The sequence below is a fragment of the Methylobacterium sp. UNC378MF genome, from assembly GCF_900103195.1.
Lineage (GTDB): Bacteria > Pseudomonadota > Alphaproteobacteria > Rhizobiales > Beijerinckiaceae > Methylobacterium.
In genome coordinates, this window is sequence record NZ_FMWU01000030.1 from 37,747 (window position 1) to 52,051 (window position 14,305).

The following is a 14,305-nucleotide window of genomic DNA, read 5'->3' on the forward strand; positions in this document are numbered from 1 at the left end:
CGTGACGTCCGCTGGGAGATGTCTTCCAAGCGTGCCGAATGACCGAGAGGGGCGGATTTCGTTGAAAAACTCGGGACCGGGCCGAGGGAGCACTGCGGACCGCTCCCGACGGAGAATTTTCTGCTATCACATTGCCCAAAATTCGCTGAACGAGCGGTAATGATCGGCTATGAGAGATGAGAATTCCTCGCGGCCCCGCCTTGGATGACACCTGAAGAGCCGCCTCCGATTTTTTCAACGAAGCCGGCGCAAAGCAGACTTCATTTAGCTGCGTTCGACTGCCTTCTCGGAGTTCGTGACCCTCAGGACGCTTCGGCTGCATCCGTGACGGGCGATGGGGCACCGAGTTCGGCGGCGAAGGCACCGAAGAATTGGTCGGCGAGCTTGCGCGATGTCGCCTGGATCAGGCGGCCGCCGAGGGAGGCGATCTTGCCGCCGATCTCGGCCTTGGCCTGATAGCTCAGAAGGGTTTCGGAGCCCTCCTCCCGAAGCGTGACTACGGCACGGCCCTTGGCGAAGCCCGCCATGCCCCCGTTTCCCTGACCGGTCAGGGTATAGCCTTCTGGAGCGCGGACATCCTCAAGACGGACAGTGCCGGCGAAGGTCGCCGACACGGGGCCGATCTTCAGCGAGACCTTGGCCGCGAATTCGTCCGGCGAGGCCTGAGTAAGCTCCTTGCAGCCGGGAATGCAGCGCCCGAGCACGTCCGGATCGTTGAGGGCTACCCAGACGGCCGAACGCGGCGCCGCGATGCGGTATTCGCCGGTGATCTCCATCGTGTCCTCCCTTCGAAGCCTAATCGTCAGACCGCGCAGTATCGGTCTTGGATCTCGCTGTCGGCACGCAGTATCGCGGCCGAACTTTCGTGGACCACGACCCCTTGGTCGATGATCACGGCCCGATCGGCGAGGTTGAGCGCCCACTCGACGTTCTGCTCGACGAGGAGGAGCGTCACACCCCGCTCGCGCAGCGAGACGAATAGTCCGCCCATCTCCTCGACGAGGACGGGCATGATGCCCTCGGATGGCTCATCGAGCAGGATCAGCTTCGGCCGAGATATGAGAGCGCGGGCGATGGCGAGCATCTGCTGCTCGCCTCCCGACATCGTCACCGCGACCTGGTCCAGGCGCTCGGCGAGGCGGGGAAAGGTTTCGGCGATCTCGGCGATTGCCGATCCCTCGCGGATCGTCGACGGTGCCCGCAGCAATCCGAGCTTCAGGTTTTCGCGCACGGTCAGGCCGGGCACGATGCGCCGATCCTCCGGCACGTAGCCGAGCCCCAGGGAGAAGCGCCCATGGGCCGGTCGGCCGAGCAAATCCTGCCCGAGGAAGCGAACCCGGCCGCCGACCTTCGGGATCAGGCCCATCACGGCCTTCATGGTCGTGGTCTTGCCCGCGCCGTTGCGGCCGATCAGGGCCAGGATCTCGCCTTCGCGCACCGCGAAAGTAAGACCGTGCAGGACATGGCTCGCCCCGTACCACGCGTCGAGGCCGTCGATCTCAAGCATGGCCGTATCCACCGCTCTGGCCGAGATAGACCCGCCGGACCTCACGGTCCGCCTGAATGTCGGTCGGGGTGCCATCGGCGATGAGGCGCCCGTGGTGCAGGACGAGGATGCGTTCCGATAGGCCGAGGATCATCTTCATCTTGTGCTCGACGAGCAGGATGGCGCGTGCATCCGACAGGCGGTGGAGGAGGGCCACCATGTCCTTGGTTTCTTCCGGCCCCATCCCGGCGGTCGGCTCGTCGAGGAGCAGCAGCTTGGGATCGGCGGCGAGGGCGATGGCGATCTCCAGGGCCCGCTGCTCCCCGTGGGCGAGGGCGGCGGCGGGTCGGCTCCGGCGGCCGACGAGGCCCACGGACTCGAGGAGCGCGTCGGCCCGGTCCGAGAGGCCCGCGAGACGGTCGCGACGGCTCCAGAAATCGTAGCGGTTTGCCCGCGCCTGCAGGGCCGTGCGAACGTTCTCGTGGGCGGTGAGCCGCGGGAAGACCGTAGTGATCTGATAGGAGCGCGCGATGCCCAGATGCGCGAAGCGGGCCTGGGGTACGCGGGCGAGGTCCCGGCCGCCGAGGTGGAGGGATCCGCTCGTGGGCTTCAGGGCTCCCGAGAGCAGGTTGAAGAAGGTACTCTTTCCCGCGCCGTTGGGGCCGATGACGGCGGTGATGCGCTCGCGACCGAGGGTTGCGCTGATCCCTTCGAGGGCGGTGAAGGCGCCGAAGCGGCATCCGAGGTTCTCGACCTGGAGGACGGGGCCGGTCATGGGCGCCCCCGCATCGTGGCAAGTCGGGCCAGCGCCGTGCCCCAGAGGCCCCGGGGCAGGAACAGCACGAAGAGGATGAAGACGGTGCCCAGTGCAAGCTGCCAGTGCGGCGTCCACAGGCTCAGGGCGTCCTCCAGCACGAGGACTGCGAGGGCGCCGACGAAGGGCCCGAAAAAAGTCCCCGCGCCGCCGACCAGCGTCATCACCACCGCCATGCCGGAGGTGTTATAGGCGAGGCTATCGAGCGGCACGATCGACAGGTGGATGGCAAAGAGCGCGCCCGCGAGGCCGCAGAACAGCCCGGACAGGACGAAGGCGAGCAACTTGGTCCGCTCCACATCGAAGCCGCAGGCCCGCGCGCGGGTCTCGTTCTCGCGGATCGCCTCGATCACCGAACCGAAGGGCGAGGCGAGGATCCGCGACATCATCGCCATGGCCGCGCCGACAAAGGCTAGCACAACAAAATACTTGGTGAGCGGGTTCAGGATGTCGAAGGCAACGGGGCCGAGGCCGATCCTGGCGACGGTGAAGCCACGTAGGCCGTTCTCGCCGCCGGTCCAGCCGGAAGCCTGGAGCGCCGCGTAATAGACGAGTTGCGCCAGCGCCAGGGTCACCATGGCGAAGTAGATGCCCCGCGACCGGATTGAGACCGCGCCGATGGCGAGTGCCAGCACCCCGGCTGCAGCGACCGCGAGCCCTATCGCGGCGAGGGGATGCAGCCCGAAGGTGCCTATAGCGATGCCGGTGACGTAGGCCCCGGTCCCGAAGAAGGCCGCGTGGCCGAAGGAAAGCAGGCCGGTATATCCGTAGAGCAGGTTATAGCCGACGGCGTAGAGCCCATAAATCAGGACATTGACCGCGAGCGCCTGGGACGGGAGCAGGAAGGGGAGGACGAGCAGCGCGAGAATCGAGAGCGGTGCGCGCCACCGTGAAAGGGCGCCTTCGGCGAGGGGTGACCGGCGCGGAGCCGGCGGCGCGGTCGCCAGGACGGTTTGGTCGAGGGGCTGCATCCTCGCTCTCCCTCAGGCACCGAGGCCGGGCTTGCCGAACAGCCCCTGGGGGCGGACGAGGAGCACCAACGCCATGAAGGCGAACATGGCGATGCTCGCCATCTCGGGGGCGAGGAGCGCGGTCATCGAGACCACGATTCCGGCGAGGAGCCCAGCCACGACGGAGCCCAGGAGGGAGCCCATCCCGCCGATCACCGTGACGGCGAAGGCCTCGCCGAGCACGACGTTGCCCATCTCCGGGTTGACCGAGCGCATCGGCGCGGCGAGCACGCCGCCCAGGGCCGCCAAGGCGATGCCGAGTCCGAAGACCCAAAGCCACAGGCGCTCGATATCGACGCCGAGCACCCGCAGGATCTCGGGATCGCGGGCCCCGGCCCGGACGATCAGCCCGACCTTCGTCCGCTCGAGACCGACCCACAGAGCGACGAGGACCAGGGCGACGACGCCGATTACGAAAATCCGGAAGATCGGAAAGAAGCCGACCCCGAGGTCGACCACGCCGGAGAGTTCCTCAGGGGTGGCGAAGGGCAGGCCGTCCGAGCCGAACAGGATGCGCACGCCCTCCACGAGCACGTAGCCGAGGCCGAAGGTCAGGAGCAGCGCGTCGTCCGGCGGCCGGCCTGCCAGGGGGCGGATCAGGAACCGTTCCACGAGCAGGCCTAGGGCCCCGACGAGGAGCGGGCCGAGCAGAAGGGCGGCCCAGAAGCTGCCGGTACGCTCCATTACGAACACGCCCGCATAGGCGCCGACCATGAAGACGTTGCCATGAGCGAAATTCACAATGCCGAGCATGCCGAAGATGATCGATAGGCCGAGCGCCAGCATCACGAAGACGGCCCCCAGTGCCACTCCCGAGAAGAGCTGCATGGCGATCAGTTCGAGGTCGAGGGATCCCCAATCCATGGCCGTCTCCCGCTCCCCCGTCAGGCGCGGTGCCCGAGTTCGTCGCAACGGCGCAGGGCAGCCTCCGAGCCCGGCTCGATCTCCACGATTTTGAAGAGGTCGGCGTCGTTGGCCATCTCGGACTTCTTCTTCGATTCGGTGACGAGCACCGACTGGACCGCCTGATGGTCGCAGGCGCGGTAGTGCTCCGGCCCCTTGGCGACGTCGTATTTCAGGGTCTCCAGGGCATCGACGACCTTGTCGGTGTCGGTGCTGCCGGCCGCCTTGACGGCCATGAGGAGCGAGCGGACGGCGGCGTAGCCGTAGGCGCCGTAATCGGTAGGCACGGCACCGCCGTAGGCCGCGCGGAACGCGTCGTTGAACGCCTTCGCCGAAGGGACGGTGTCCTCCAGGCGCCAGTAGTAGTTGCTGGCGCCGACGACGCCCTCGAATGCGTCGGGTCCTGCGGCGAGGCGCTGGTTGTGCAGCAGCACCGGCACGACGATCCTGACGACCTTCTTCAGTCCGAAATCGTTGGCCTGCTTGATGCTGTTGGCTTGGTCGCGGCCGAAATTGCAGATGCAGAGGATGTCGGGCTTCATAGAGCGCAGACGCGGCATGAAGGTCGAGTAATCCGCCGCCCCGAAGGGGTGCAGGATCTCCCCCGCCGTCTCCGCGCCGATGGCGGCGGCGGCGCGCTTGAAGCCCCGCAGCATCTCGTGACCGTAGGCGTAATCGGCGACGAGATAGGCGACCTTCGTGCCCTTCCTGAACGCGTGCTTGGCGACCGCGGCGGTCGTCATGTGCGGGTTGAGGGCCTCGTGGAAGGTGGTGCGGCTGAAGTCCTTGGCCTCGTTGATCGTGTCGGACTGGCTGATTGACACGTAGAGGACCTTGCGGGAGCGGGTGATCTCGTTGACCGACAGTTGCACCGCGCTCGACAGGGCGCCGACGATGAAATGGGCTCTGTCCTTCTCGATCAGCTCCAGGGTGCGGGTGGCGGCCTCGCCCGGGTTGAGCTTGTCGTCGCGCACCAGAAGCTCGGCCATCCGCCCGTCCAGGCCGCCGGCCTCGTTGAACTGCCTGATCGCGAGCTCTGCGGAGCGGATCTGGTCCTTGGCCTCAGCGCCGAACGGCCCGGTGACTGGCGTCGGGAAGCCGATGCGGATCGTCTCGGCCGCGCGGGCGGGACGCGGCCGGCCGATTCCGGCGAGCGTGCCCGCGGCCATGCCCGCGACGAGCGTCCGGCGCGAAAGCGTAGCCTGACCCATGATCCGTTCCTCCTATGCGCGGGGCTCTTGAAGGCTGGCCCGCGTCGCGAGATGCGCGAAACCCTCACACCACGCCGAGCGCCCTCAAGATGCGTTCGGGCGTCATGGGCAACTGCGAGACCGTGGCGCCGAGCGGCTGCAGGGCGTCGTTGACGGCATTTAAGGCCGCGCCGCTGGAGGCGGCGGTGCCGGCCTCGCCGCAGCCCTTGGCGCCGAGTTCCGTGTCCTTCGTGGGCGTCTCGACGTGCCGGATGACGATGTCGGGCATCTCGCAGGCCATCGGCACGAGGTAGTCGGTCATCGATCCGTTCAGGAGTTGGCCGGTCTCGCCGTAGCGGCACTCCTCGAAGAAGGCGGCACCGAGCCCCTGCACCACGCCGCCTCGGATCTGCTCGTCCACGAGGAGCGGGTTGATGACCCGGCCGCAATCCTCGACGACCCAGTGCTTCAGGATGCGCACGAGACCGGTCTCGGTATCGACCTCGACCAAGCTGCCGTGGATGCCGTTGGTGAAGGCGAACGGATAGCCGCGCGGGGCGAAATGGTGTGCGACTGTGAGGGCCGGCGACACCCCCGGCGGCAGCAGGTCGGAGCGGTAATAGGCGAGGTTGGCGACCTCGGTCAGCGTCACGCGCGGGCTGCCATCCGCGTCGGTCACTGCGCCGTCGCGAATGTCGAGGGAGCCTGTCTCGGCCTGGAGGATGGCGGCGGCAATCTCCAGGATCCGTTCCTTCAGCTTGCGCGCGGCCTGAAGGGCGGTCTCGCCGCCGATCCCCGCCCCGCGACAGGCCCAGGTCGCCCCACCGGACGGCGTCGTCTCGGTGTCGCCGGTCAGCACGCGAACGCGGTCGCGGTCGAGCCCAACGCCCTCGGCGACGATCTGGCCGACGATGGCCTCACTGCCTTGGCCCTGCTCGGTGATGCTGATGGCGCAGGCCACGTCGCCCGACGGCGTCAGCTTGAGGACGCAGCCGTCCTGCGCCGAGATGTGGGCACCGCCGACGCCGTAGAAGGCGGGCGTCGGGTTGGTGATCTCCACATAGGTCGCGATACCGATGCCCCGGTGGATGCCCTTCTCCCGTAGGGCCGCCTGCTCCGCGCGCAGGGCGGGGTAGTTCATGACGTCATGGAGCCTGTCGAGGCATGCCGCGAGCGAGAGCTTTTCGAACGTGTACCCGCTCGGCGTCTTGTGCGGGTACATGTCGTCGGTCACGTAGTTGCGACGGCGGATCTCGAAGGGGTCGAGATCGAGCTCCCGCGCCGCCAGATCGACCAGCCGCTCCGTCACCGCGCAGGCGATCGGGTGGCCGACTGCCCGGTACTGGCTCATCTGCACCTTGTTCTGGACGAGGACGGTGAGGTCGGCCCGGTAGTCGTCGAGTCGGTAGGGCGCCCCGATCAGGCGCACTACCTGGTTGCCCTCGACGGCGCTGGTGCGCGGATAGGCCGAGAAGGGGCCGACGCCGGTCACGTCGTCCACCTCGATCGCCCGCATCCGCCCGTCGCCCTCGAAAGCGAGCCGAGCGCGCACCCGGTGGTCGCGGGCGTGGATGTCGCTGGCGAAGGCCTCCATCCGGTCGGCGGTGAACTTCACCGGCCGCTTGAGCAGCAGGCTCGCGCCTACCACCGCCATGTCCTCGTGGTAGAGATGCAGCTTCATCCCGAAGGAACCGCCGACATCCGGGGCGATCACCCGGACCCTGGCCTCCGAGAGCCCGAAATGCCGGGCGTAGATGTCCTGGAACTGATAGGGCGTCTGGGTCGACTGGTGGACGGTCAGCCGTTCTTCCGCTGGATCGTAGTCGGCCACGAGGGAGCGGGGCTCCATCGTCACGGCGGTGTGCCGGCCGAAGCGGAGGTCGACCGCAACGCTCCAGGTTCCTTCGAAGGCCCGCGCCGTGTCGCCCGCTTCGATCCGCGTGCGGAACAGGACGTTGTCGGCTGCGTCCGCGTCGATCCGGGGAGCGTCAGGGGCGCTCGCGGCGTCGAGATCGACGACCGGCTCCAATTCCTCGAAATCGATGCCGACGAGCTCAAGGGCGTCCTCGGCCTCGGCGCGGCTCTCAGCGATCACCATGACCACCGGCTGGCCGGCCCAGACCACCTTGTCCGCCGGCAGGGGCATCTGCGGGGCCGAGCGCATTCCCTTGAAATGGGTGAGAGTTCCGGTCCAAGGTGCGCAGATCCCCACGAAGTCGGCGCCGGTTAGCACCGCATGCACGCCCGGCATCGCGGCAGCATCGGCTGTCTCGATCGATCCCAGGCGGGCATGGGCGTACGGGCTGCGCAGGAAGGCGGCGTGAAGCATGCGGGGCAGCACAACGTCGTCCGTATAGCGCCCCCGACCCGCCAGCAGACGCTTGGCGCCGGGCCGGGGAAGACCTTGGCCGATGTAGCGGGTCCGGCTCGGGCTGTCGGTGACCGCGCTCATGCCGCCTCCTGCGTGGCGCAGGCGGCCTTCGCGACGCCCTCGACGGCATCGACGATCGCCTCGTAGCCGGTACAGCGGCAGTAATTGCCCGACAAGGCGTCTCGGATCGCCTCCCGCGAGGGCGCGGTTCCGCCGGGGCTGCATCCTTTCAGGAAGTCGAGAGCGACGACCAGGATCCCCGGCGTGCAGAAGCCGCATTGCAGGGCATTCCGGGTGTGGAAGGCCTCCTGCAGTGCGGCGACCGACCCCGAATCCGAGAGCCCTTCGAGGGTATCGACCCGCATCCCGTCTGCCTGCACAGCGAGCATCAGGCAGGCATGGACCGGTTGCCCATTGAGATTGACGATGCAGGCTCCGCAGGCGCCGACCTCACAGCCGAGGTGCACGGCGGTGAGACCGAGCTCCTGCCGGAGGAAATCGGCCAGCGAGAGGCGCGGCTCCACGAAGCGCCGAACTCTCGAGCCGTTGACGGTGAGGCTGACAGGTTGCGGCGCGATCATGCGGCCTCCGCCTGCTGAGGGCCGTCACCGAGGGCGGAGAGCACCCGGCCGAGGAGGACCCGGGCAAGGTGCATCCGCGCTGCGGCTGAGAGCGTATCGTCGGCGTCGGGGGCGAGATCGGCCGCGAGGGCCGCCTTCGCCGCTGCGATGCTCTCCAGCCCGAGGGGGCGGCCGGCCAGGGCGGCCTCGGCCGCCGGAGCCCGCGTCGGTGTCGGGCCGACGGCGCAGAAGGCGAGCCGCGCCGTCTCGACGAGATCCCCCGCGAGGGCGAGGTGCGCCGCAAGGCCGACCATCGCGTAATCGCCCCGACGACGGGCGATCTCGTCGAAGCGCATCCGCGTGCCGGGGCGGCCGAGGGGAACCCGCACCGCAGACAGGAGCTCGCCTGGCGCGATCACGGTCTCGAACAGGTCCCGGAAGTAGTCGTCCGCCGCCACGTTCCGGGTTCCGGCCGGTCCGGTGATCTCGATCGACGCCCCGAGCGCACGCATGCAGGCCGGCAGCTCGGAGGCGGGATCCGCCAGGGCGAGGCTGCCGCCCATCGTCCCGAGGTTCCGAATCGCCGGGTGCGCCATGAAGGCCGCCGCCTCGTTCAGCATCGGCGCGTGGGCGGCGATCAGGCCGGAGGACAGGGTCTCGGCATGACGGGTCAGCGCGCCGATCCGCAGGAAATCGCCTTCGATGGAGATCCCCCGCAGTGCGTCGATCCGGCCGATGTCGATGAGCAGGTCGGGTGCGTCGAGGCGCAGGTTGAGGGCCGGCAGAAGGCTCTGGCCACCCGCTAGATAGCGCGCCTCGCCCATGCAAGCGGCATAGGCGTCGAGCGCTTCCGCCACGCTCGTCACACGGCGGTAATCGAAGGCCCGCGCCTTCATGTGCGTCCCTCCCAGGCCGCCAGTTGCCGGATCAATCGTTGTTGACCACTTGGTTACAAGCTATCGAGGGCCGGAGTGCGCCGTCAAGCGAAATAACCAATCGGTCACGAAGCATGGCCCCAACCGTCGACTGCCCCGAGCATCCCACGCCACCGAAGATCCGGCGCCGTCTGCCCGCGGCCGAGCGCGAGCAGCAGATCGTGGAGGCCGCCGCGCAGTTTTTCGCGGAGCACGGACTCGGCGGTCAGACCCGGGAACTGGCTAAGGAGCTGGGCATCACGCATTCGGCGATCTTCCGGTACTTTCCGACCAAGGAAGCGCTGCTCGACCGCGTCTACGAGCACGTCTACGTCAAGCGCTGGAACCCGGCCTGGACGGGATTGGTCCGGGATCGGTCTCAACCGCTCAGTTCCAGGATCGTCCGCTTCTACGCGGAGTACACCGAGCAGATCTTCGATTTCGTGTGGGTCCGTATCTTCGTCTTCTCAGGTCTGAAGGGTTACGACATCGCGCCCCGTTACCTCACGATCATCCGAGAGCGGGTCATCCATCCGATCTGCGCTGAGGTCCGGGCCGATCTCGGCCTCCCGGGCCCGGAGACGATACCGTTGACGGAGCGGGAAATCGAAGCCGCCTGGGCCATGCACGGGAAGGTATTCTATCTGGCGATCCGCAAATTCGTCTATGGATGGCCTATTCCCCAAAATCTCTCTCAGACGATATCAGACGACGTAAAGTCATTTCTAGAGGGATCGCGTTTTGTTTTCTTGGAAAGCGTAAAATAACCGTGATCCTAAAGTGATTGAATCCCATTATCGAGCAACAATCATTGATTGCGCGACTTCAGTTGTGATCGAACGTCCGAGTCAAAGCGACCGCGCCGAAATTGTCGAAACTCTAACGTTTCGGCGGCTTTGGCAATTTCGGCCCAACTGGCACGCAGTCCGCACAAACGTTCCTGTGCTGTGCACATTGCTCGGCGGCGCAGGAGAAAATCTCCAGCAGTTCGCGTGTCAGAAACGTACACCCCGATGCTGAGGTTCGGCGGGCGTCGTGCCGACCTGCCGAGTGAAGGTGCGCCGGAGTTTGGCAGCGTCGCTAAAGCCGCAAGAGGCCGCTTCCAGGCACTCCGATGGACAGAGTGCGGCAGCTTCTGGCCGATTTTGTTGAAAAACTCGGAGGCAGCGCTTCAAGCGTCATCGAAGATCGCCCCGAGAGAAGATTTGTCTCTTGCGGACGGCGCAACACCATTCCCGCCGCGCGTTCCAGGCGTTCAATAGTAGGATCTTCCCCGGCCGGCGCCGTTCGCGGCGCTGCTTCGATCCGGTCCCGAGTTTTTCAACAAAATCGGCCGAAAGCGGCTAGTCCGCTGCGGATAGCATTTGGCGAAAAAGCGGATGGGCGCCTTCCGACCGAGGCCGTCGTCTAATCGTCTCGCATGAAGCGAGTCCTTTTTGGTTCGTCGGGCTGTCGCTTGCCGGGAGCACGGTCGTCTTCGCGGTCGGCATGAGCCGCCGCATGATGGGGCTTCGCAGGATGAACCTTCCGACATGTGAAGCGCACTCGATGGATCGGCGGGATCTCATGGTGCAACAGCCTAGGCGGAATGGTTCGCCCACGTCCCGGTGGGGACGCCTCGACGCGCTTTGACGCGCGGAAAGCTCGGGTGTTCTGAGATCAGGCCACGACAGCCTTCGCTTGGTTGGTTTGGCCGGACCGCAGCATGGCGTGCATGACGACAGCCAGCTTGCGCGCGCGACAGCCACGGCGGTGCGCTTGAAACCGAGCCGCTCCCGCAGCTTCAGCCCCCAGGCGGGCAGGTCGCTGTCCGTCCGGCTCCGCGTCTGGACAACGGTCGCGGCGTCGTAGCGAAGCCCCCGCATGTGCCCGTCTCACCTCCGGAAGATATGCCCGTCTTCCGAGGCTTCACATCGGCCGAATGCCGCAACTATCTCGCAGCCCCGGATACGATGCCTACGATCCAATGTGATCGGATGCCGCTCTAATGCCGCACGGCGAGAGTTTCGCGCGCTGTTACGAATGCCTCGACCAATCGGGTCAACCGCCTCACCGATCCGCCACGCCAGGATCGTCGAAGCAGCGCGACCGCTTCCCCGTCCAGAGGCGCTTCGAAGGCAGGATCGAGCCCGCGATTGGCCGCGATACCCGCCAGGATCGGTCCGAGCAGCGCCTCAAGATCTGCTTGGCTTGGCGCCGCCATCTCCAAGACGCGCAGGCGGTCGAGCAACGGACCAGGAAGGTTGCCCACCTCGTTGGCAGTGGCAAACCAGGACACTCGGCTGATGTCGACCTCGGTCTGGAAACAAGGGTCCTGGTAGGTCCGGGCCGTCTCCGGTTCGAGCATCGGAAGCAAGGCATCCCAGAGCCTGCCGTGATCCGCGCGCGTTGCGGCCTTCTCCAATTCGTCGATCTGCATCAACGGATTGGCGGTGCCGGACCGAGCCACCGCCATGATCGGATGCGCCGGCTCGGACGTTGCCCATCGGCGATCGAGGCCACCCAGCGATGCGCCCGCGTCACGCGTCGCATCGACCCGCCACAGCCCTAACCCGAGATGATGAGCGATCCTCGCCACGAGGCGACTCTTGCCGGCACCCGGCGGGCCTATCAGCAGGGTCGGCCGGAACGTGGCTTGTTCACGTCCGATCAGATCGGCCAGAAGCCTGTCGATCATGGCCAACGCGTACGGGAACTCGAAGGCGAGCCGCTCGCGCACGGCTGCGAGATCCGGAACAGCGACGAGCGGTAGCGGCTTGCCGATGATGTGCTCATAGCCGCGGGCGATGGACCTGCCGCGGTCGCTCCCGGTCTCCTGGATCGCTGTAACGACGAGGACGTGCCCCTTGGGCACCTCCGCGTGTGGGGCATCGGCGTCCGGCGTCCGTGCCTTCGTCTCGACGGGCGCCGTCTTCTCGCGCCGGCGCGTCTCGTTTAGGGCGAGTTGAGCCTCGATCTTCTTCCACCTGCGCCGCTCCCGCGTCGCCGCGCCGTCTGCGACCGGACGTATCAGGATCTCCCCGACGGGTAAGAGCGCGTGGACGAGTGCCACGTCGCCGGCGAAAGCGTCATCGGCGCCACAGGCCAGGGCCGCGGCCGTGGCAATGGCACTGCTCGCCTTTTCGGAGAACGTGAGAAGCGCGTCCGTGAGCGCGTCGTGCCAAGCTCCCTGCAGGGCGGCAGCGAGATCGGTCGCCCCGGTGACATCCGTATCGGCGTCCGACTCGGCGACGCGTCCGAGAGTAAGGCGCGTCTGCGCCTCGCCCAGGGCCGCGAGACCTTTCCGGAGGTCGAGAACCGCGTCGCGCTCCAGCCAAAGTGGCTGGGCCAAGCGCGAGGCAGCTTTGCGATCATCGCCGCCGCAGGAAAGCAGCGTCGCGACATCGGCCAGCGCCCGCGCCGCCGGCTGGTCGCGCTCCACGGCCAGCACGTCGAGGAACCGGATCAGGGCGGATCGGCGGGCGATCCATCGGCGGTCACGCCACAAGACACCGTCCGAAGTGGCCGCCGCCGCGATCCAGGCGGAGACCAGCGCCTCGGCTTCCGGGGCGAGTGTGATGATATCAAGGGCGATCTCAGAACAAGCAGAAGTCACGCGCAGATCCTGAGTGAGGCAGGCGCGCAGGCGGCGCGGAAGCATCGGCTCGAGCAGGCGACGTGCCGCCTCAGGATCGATCTGCAGGGCAGGCGGGGTCGAAGAGAAGGCCATCTGCGTAATCCCTCTCAGCGGGCGACGCCGACGCGGTCGGAACCGCGGCGCGGAACGGAGCACCAAGCCCGGGCGAGGCAGAGCACCTCGAGATCAGCCCGGCGTCGAGCTCGCCGCCAAAGCACGTGCACGAGCAAGTCGATGCAGGAGCTGTCACCCCGTGCGGCGCAGGGGTAGATCGCCGACATCGCCGGATCGACACGCCCAGGAAGGGCGACTGCCTCGGCGAGGACGCGGAGGGCGATGCGGTTCGCAGCCGCCGGATCGCCCCGGCAAGCCGCGGACCAGTCTAGGGAGGGCAGCGGCTGCACCGCGCGGACCTCGAAGTACAATCGCATTGAGGAAATGCACGTGTTTCGATCAGGGTAGAGAGGCTATATGCCTATTGGCCTCTTGGTCTTTGAAGGTGGCTCATCACGGCGCTTCGGTCGGTTCGCCTACAGCTCCGACTATCTAGCTGCAGAGGGACGCAGGCCGATCGACCCCATTGGCCTTCCGCTGGGAAACAAACGGCGGCCTGCGGCCCCGGGAGAGGTTCATCTGGCCTTTCACGATGCAGGCCCCGATGGCTGAGGCAAAGGAATTCTGACCCAGGCATTCACAGAACTGGAACTCGGCATGCCGGAATTTCTGGCTTTGGGCGGACTGTGGCGCACGGGCCATCTGGCCTTCGGTTCAACGCCAGAGGCTCCCGAGACGTGGACACCCAGGACAGAAGCAGCGTTTAGGCTGGCTTAAAGGGAGGATTATCTCGAAGATTTGCTGGTTGCAGCAGAAAATCATGAAGGAGGCGAAGCGTCGACGCACCAACTTGCGCAGCCACTCATGCACAGCTCAGATGCTGGAGGAAGCTCGAATTCTTGACTCTATATTGTGATCGCGCGAACTCAGTTCGAGAAAATAGATAATATGGAAGTTCGATCGAACGGCGAATGATCGACTACTCAAAAACGTTGAATCAGTTGGTAAAGCTGGCTTCCGAAATCTCTTAAAATCAGGCAGCCCGCGTGCCAGCCACGTCCCGCCCGTGCGCCTGATCCATGATCTCGCCGATCCGCTCGCCGACGGCGACGGCGATCTCAACCGAGGCCGCGCCTTCCGAACCCTGCCGGCAGATCCGGGTGAGGACGTCGGTCACGCGCTGCTCCATGACGCCGAGGATCGCCGCGGCCGCCTGGGGCTGGGCGCCGCGCAGAACCGCCGCCAAGTCGCAATAGGCGTCGTGAAGAAGCTGGAGCGTCAGCCGATCGACAGCCTGTTCGTCCTCTGCCGACAAGCCCCGCATCACGCCCCTCTCAAGATCACCGCCGGCAGCCTTACCCGGATGCGTTAACAAGGCGTGAAGAAG

12 protein-coding genes and 1 pseudogene are annotated in these 14,305 nt (G+C 66.5%); 1 reads left to right on the forward strand and 12 read right to left on the reverse strand.

What is annotated here, in order from left to right; all coding sequences use genetic code 11:
- Positions 1 to 302: 302 nt before the first annotated feature.
- The 9 genes from BLT59_RS25115 to BLT59_RS25155 all read right to left on the reverse strand — a co-directional run bounded on the left by BLT59_RS25115 (position 303) and on the right by BLT59_RS25155 (position 9,230).
- Complete coding sequence (locus tag BLT59_RS25115; RefSeq protein WP_091787269.1) at positions 303 to 776, reverse strand: SRPBCC family protein; 474 nt, start codon at positions 774 to 776, stop codon at positions 303 to 305.
- A gap of 26 nt (positions 777 to 802) precedes the next feature.
- Complete coding sequence (locus BLT59_RS25120; protein ID WP_091787272.1) at positions 803 to 1,507, reverse strand: ABC transporter ATP-binding protein; 705 nt, start codon at positions 1,505 to 1,507, stop codon at positions 803 to 805.
- Entirely contained in the window at positions 1,500 to 2,261 is a 762-nt protein-coding gene (locus tag BLT59_RS25125) for an ABC transporter ATP-binding protein (protein WP_091787275.1), read from the reverse strand. Before BLT59_RS25125 ends, BLT59_RS25120 begins: the two co-directional genes overlap by 8 nt.
- Complete coding sequence (locus BLT59_RS25130) at positions 2,258 to 3,271, reverse strand: branched-chain amino acid ABC transporter permease (protein ID WP_091787279.1); 1,014 nt, start codon at positions 3,269 to 3,271, stop codon at positions 2,258 to 2,260. The genes BLT59_RS25125 and BLT59_RS25130 overlap by 4 nt, the downstream gene beginning before the upstream one ends.
- 12 nt (positions 3,272 to 3,283) lie before the next feature.
- Positions 3,284 to 4,174, reverse strand: a complete 891-nt coding sequence (locus BLT59_RS25135; RefSeq protein ID WP_091787282.1) for a branched-chain amino acid ABC transporter permease — start codon at positions 4,172 to 4,174, stop codon at positions 3,284 to 3,286.
- Between the two features lie 20 nt (positions 4,175 to 4,194).
- On the reverse strand, positions 4,195 to 5,424 hold the full coding sequence (locus BLT59_RS25140) for an ABC transporter substrate-binding protein (protein ID WP_091787285.1): 1,230 nt from the start codon (positions 5,422 to 5,424) through the stop codon (positions 4,195 to 4,197).
- Positions 5,425 to 5,488: 64 nt separating this feature from the next.
- Positions 5,489 to 7,855 (reverse strand): xanthine dehydrogenase family protein molybdopterin-binding subunit, encoded by a 2,367-nt coding sequence (locus BLT59_RS25145; RefSeq protein WP_091787288.1) that lies wholly within the window; start codon positions 7,853 to 7,855, stop codon positions 5,489 to 5,491.
- A complete protein-coding gene (locus BLT59_RS25150) occupies positions 7,852 to 8,355 on the reverse strand; it encodes a (2Fe-2S)-binding protein (RefSeq protein ID WP_091787290.1) in 504 nt (167 codons plus the stop codon). The genes BLT59_RS25145 and BLT59_RS25150 overlap by 4 nt, the downstream gene beginning before the upstream one ends.
- The gene (locus BLT59_RS25155) at positions 8,352 to 9,230 is read right to left on the reverse strand and encodes an FAD binding domain-containing protein (RefSeq protein ID WP_091787293.1); all 879 of its coding nucleotides are present in this window, start codon (positions 9,228 to 9,230) and stop codon (positions 8,352 to 8,354) included. Before BLT59_RS25155 ends, BLT59_RS25150 begins: the two co-directional genes overlap by 4 nt.
- A gap of 113 nt (positions 9,231 to 9,343) precedes the next feature.
- Between BLT59_RS25155 and BLT59_RS25160 the strand changes: the two genes are divergently transcribed.
- Complete coding sequence (locus BLT59_RS25160; protein ID WP_091787296.1) at positions 9,344 to 10,015, forward strand: TetR/AcrR family transcriptional regulator; 672 nt, start codon at positions 9,344 to 9,346, stop codon at positions 10,013 to 10,015.
- Between the two features lie 892 nt (positions 10,016 to 10,907).
- Here the strand turns inward: BLT59_RS25160 and BLT59_RS25165 are convergent.
- The 3 genes and pseudogenes from BLT59_RS25165 to BLT59_RS25180 all read right to left on the reverse strand — a co-directional run.
- Positions 10,908 to 11,146, reverse strand: a pseudogene (locus tag BLT59_RS25165) (IS110 family transposase); the annotation flags it as partial.
- An 86-nt stretch (positions 11,147 to 11,232) separates the two neighbouring features.
- Positions 11,233 to 12,957: an AAA family ATPase gene (locus BLT59_RS31965; protein ID WP_244514139.1), complete on the reverse strand. Its 1,725-nt coding sequence runs from the start codon at positions 12,955 to 12,957 to the stop codon at positions 11,233 to 11,235.
- A gap of 994 nt (positions 12,958 to 13,951) precedes the next feature.
- Positions 13,952 to 14,242: a hypothetical protein gene (locus tag BLT59_RS25180; protein WP_091787302.1), complete on the reverse strand. Its 291-nt coding sequence runs from the start codon at positions 14,240 to 14,242 to the stop codon at positions 13,952 to 13,954.
- Positions 14,243 to 14,305: the final 63 nt, after the last annotated feature.

Bases quoted from the DNA above. Each gene is read 5' to 3' on its own strand.
- BLT59_RS25115 (WP_091787269.1), bottom strand. From the start codon at position 776: ATGGAGATCACCGGCGAATACCGCATCGCGGCGCCGCGTTCGGCCGTC.
- BLT59_RS25120 (WP_091787272.1), bottom strand. From the start codon at position 1,507: ATGCTTGAGATCGACGGCCTCGACGCGTGGTACGGGGCGAGCCATGTC.
- BLT59_RS25125 (WP_091787275.1), bottom strand. From the start codon at position 2,261: ATGACCGGCCCCGTCCTCCAGGTCGAGAACCTCGGATGCCGCTTCGGC.
- BLT59_RS25130 (WP_091787279.1), bottom strand. From the start codon at position 3,271: ATGCAGCCCCTCGACCAAACCGTCCTGGCGACCGCGCCGCCGGCTCCG.
- BLT59_RS25135 (WP_091787282.1), bottom strand. From the start codon at position 4,174: ATGGATTGGGGATCCCTCGACCTCGAACTGATCGCCATGCAGCTCTTC.
- BLT59_RS25140 (WP_091787285.1), bottom strand. From the start codon at position 5,424: ATGGGTCAGGCTACGCTTTCGCGCCGGACGCTCGTCGCGGGCATGGCC.
- BLT59_RS25145 (WP_091787288.1), bottom strand. From the start codon at position 7,855: ATGAGCGCGGTCACCGACAGCCCGAGCCGGACCCGCTACATCGGCCAA.
- BLT59_RS25150 (WP_091787290.1), bottom strand. From the start codon at position 8,355: ATGATCGCGCCGCAACCTGTCAGCCTCACCGTCAACGGCTCGAGAGTT.
- BLT59_RS25155 (WP_091787293.1), bottom strand. From the start codon at position 9,230: ATGAAGGCGCGGGCCTTCGATTACCGCCGTGTGACGAGCGTGGCGGAA.
- BLT59_RS25160 (WP_091787296.1), top strand. From the start codon at position 9,344: ATGGCCCCAACCGTCGACTGCCCCGAGCATCCCACGCCACCGAAGATC.
- BLT59_RS31965 (WP_244514139.1), bottom strand. From the start codon at position 12,957: ATGGCCTTCTCTTCGACCCCGCCTGCCCTGCAGATCGATCCTGAGGCG.
- BLT59_RS25180 (WP_091787302.1), bottom strand. From the start codon at position 14,242: ATGCGGGGCTTGTCGGCAGAGGACGAACAGGCTGTCGATCGGCTGACG.